The organism is Burkholderia sp. Se-20378, assembly GCF_017104665.1.
Taxonomy (GTDB): Bacteria; Pseudomonadota; Gammaproteobacteria; order Burkholderiales; family Burkholderiaceae; genus Burkholderia; species Burkholderia lata.
In genome coordinates this window covers 1-2,236 of sequence record NZ_JAAGPG010000908.1, presented here as the reverse complement: position 1 = coordinate 2,236, position 2,236 = coordinate 1, and the positions used below count along the sequence as shown (strand labels likewise).

The 2,236-nt window shown below is 70.9% G+C and carries 5 protein-coding genes; 4 read left to right on the top strand and 1 reads right to left on the bottom strand.

Translation table 11 applies throughout. The annotated features are described in order from the left end of the window. The 4 genes from G3N93_RS38870 to G3N93_RS38855 all read left to right on the top strand — a co-directional run. Positions 1 to 356 (top strand): anti-sigma factor (locus G3N93_RS38870; RefSeq protein WP_374196558.1); only part of this gene is annotated, 356 nt, incomplete at its 5' end. A 28-nt stretch (positions 357 to 384) separates the two neighbouring features. Beyond that, on the top strand, positions 385 to 816 hold the full coding sequence (locus G3N93_RS38865; protein ID WP_206135421.1) for a quinol oxidase: 432 nt from the start codon (positions 385 to 387) through the stop codon (positions 814 to 816). Beyond that, positions 813 to 1,445, top strand: coding sequence for a DUF1571 domain-containing protein (locus tag G3N93_RS38860; RefSeq protein ID WP_041492753.1), 633 nt, complete (start codon positions 813 to 815; stop codon positions 1,443 to 1,445). Before G3N93_RS38865 ends, G3N93_RS38860 begins: the two co-directional genes overlap by 4 nt. A gap of 44 nt (positions 1,446 to 1,489) precedes the next feature. Further along, entirely contained in the window at positions 1,490 to 2,005 is a 516-nt protein-coding gene (locus G3N93_RS38855) for an SRPBCC family protein (protein WP_174940725.1), read from the top strand. 46 nt (positions 2,006 to 2,051) lie between these two features. Here G3N93_RS38855 and G3N93_RS38850 read toward each other — a convergent pair. Next, positions 2,052 to 2,236 (bottom strand): TOBE domain-containing protein (locus G3N93_RS38850; protein WP_206135420.1); only part of this gene is annotated, 185 nt, incomplete at its 5' end.

Below are 2,236 nucleotides of genomic sequence, written 5' to 3'. Positions count from 1 at the left end.
TCTGGTCCGTCACCCACCTAGCTCTACACGCTTGCGCACACTCTTTCCCTCCCCGACGCTCTCCCGATCGCTACGCGCTGCTCGGCGGCCGGCTGCTCCCCGGCGAAGCGGGGCCGGCCGCGCAACTCATGTACCAGCGCGCGGACGGCGAGCGCGTGACGCTGTACATGACGGCTTACGACGCACGGCGCCTCGCGCCGCAGGCAATGTCGGCCGGCGACCGCTACACGTATTTCTGGTCGGATCGCGGAATGGGCTATGCATTGTCCGGCCGGGGCGACGAACGGCGCCTGCGCGAACTCGCGATCGACGCGTGTGGCGAACTCGGCGGCCCGACCGACGCGTGGAAGGGGTAACGCGCGCGGCGCCGGTACGGAGCAGGCGATGAAGACGACGTTGACGAAGGGGCTCGTGCCGATGCTGGCGCTGGCGGCGCTCGCCGCGGGCAGCGTGCTGGTGTGGGCGGACGGCGACGCACCGGTGCGCGTGCCCGTCGACGCCGACGGCGTGCAGCGGGTGGCGATCGTCGGCGGCAGCTATTTCTTCCGACCGAACCACGTGATCGTGCGGGCGCACGTGCCGGTCGAGCTGACCGTGTCGGCCGAGCCCGGCCTGGTGCCGCACAGCTTCGAGATCGATGCGCCGCAGGCCGGCATCACGGTGCACACCGAGCTCGCCACGACGCCGAAGACGTTTCGCTTCACGCCGGCGCAGCCGGGCCGGTTCGCCTACTATTGCACGCATCGGCTGCTGTTTTTCAGGAGCCATCGCGAGCGCGGGATGGAAGGCGTGCTCGATGTCGAGGCGGCGCCGTGATCGCCGCGTTGCTGGCCGCGAGCCTGATAGGAGCGAGCATGACCGCCGATCCCGTGACTGTCGCGCAGGCGCATTTCGACCACGTCCGCTCGTACCGCGCGACGATCCGCTCGTCCGCGCGCAGCGGCGAGCACACCGAAATCCGCTACGCGTACCTGAAACCGGGCTTCGTCCGGATGGATTTCGTGTCGCCGCATCACGGCGCGGTGCTCGCCTACGATCCCGGCGACGGCAAGGTGCGGCTGCGCCCGTTCGGCGCGCATGCGCCGCCCGCGCTGACGCTGTCGCCGTCCAATCCGCTCGTGCGCGACCGCAGCGGCCACCGGGTCGACCGGTCGGACGTCGGCGAACTGCTGCGCAACGTCCATGCGCTGCAGGAAGGCGGCGCGACGGTGACCGAAGGCGAGGAGGCGGTCGGCGGCCGGACCGCGCTGCGCGTGTCGGTCACGGGCGCGCCCGCCCATGTGGTCGACGGCGTGCATCGCTACCGGCTGTGGCTGGATACCGAGGACGGCTTTCCGCTGAAGGTCGTCAGCTTCGCGGACGATGACGACGTGCCGCTCGAAACCGTGACGCTCGACGACGTCGAGATCGACGTCGCGTTTCCCGAACGCTTCTTCGCGCCCTGAACGGTGCGCAGACTCCTGCCCCTGACGGGCAGGCCGGAGGCTGCATGGCGGAATACCGGTTCTCGACGACCTGGCGCGTGGACGCGCCGCTTGCGGTGGTGTGGGACGCGATCTACCAGGTCGACCGCTGGCCCGACTGGTGGAAGGGCGCCGTGAGCACCGTCGAGATCGAGCCGGGCGATGCGCGCGGCGTCGGCGCGCTGCACCGGTACACGTGGAAGGGGGCGCTGCCGTATCGGCTGACGTTCGACATGCGCGTGCGACGCGTCGAGCCGCCGCATGCGCTCGAAGGCCGTGCGAGCGGCGCGATCGAAGGCGACGGATGCTGGTCGTTCGTTGCCGACGGCGCCCGTACGATCGTGCGCTACGACTGGCACATCCGCACGCACGTGCGCTGGATGAACCGGCTGGAGCCGCTCGGTCGCCCGCTGTTCCGATGGAATCACGACGTCGTGATGCGCGAAGGCGCGAAGGGGCTCGCGCGGCTGCTGGGCGCGACGGTCGAGACGGAGGGCCGGACGTTCCGGCCGTTGTCGGATGCGGGCTGCGCCGATGCCTGAATGCGTGTGAACGCGAGCAAAAGCGCGTAGCGGCGTGCCGCGCCGCTCAGCGCGCGTACGCCATCACCGCGCCATCCACCACCAGTGCGACGCGTTCGCCGACGGCCGGACACCGGTGTCCCGGCACGCGTGCGCGCACGAGCACGTCGCGATCGGCATCGAGGCGCACGAGCACGTCGGCGTCCTGGCCCGCGAACTGCGCGGCCTCGACGCGCGCCGCATGGCCGCGCA

Coding starts and splice junctions, on each gene's coding strand:
- G3N93_RS38865 (WP_206135421.1), top strand. CDS start 385: ATGAAGACGACGTTGACGAAGGGGCTCGTGCCGATGCTGGCGCTGGCG.
- G3N93_RS38855 (WP_174940725.1), top strand. CDS start 1,490: ATGGCGGAATACCGGTTCTCGACGACCTGGCGCGTGGACGCGCCGCTT.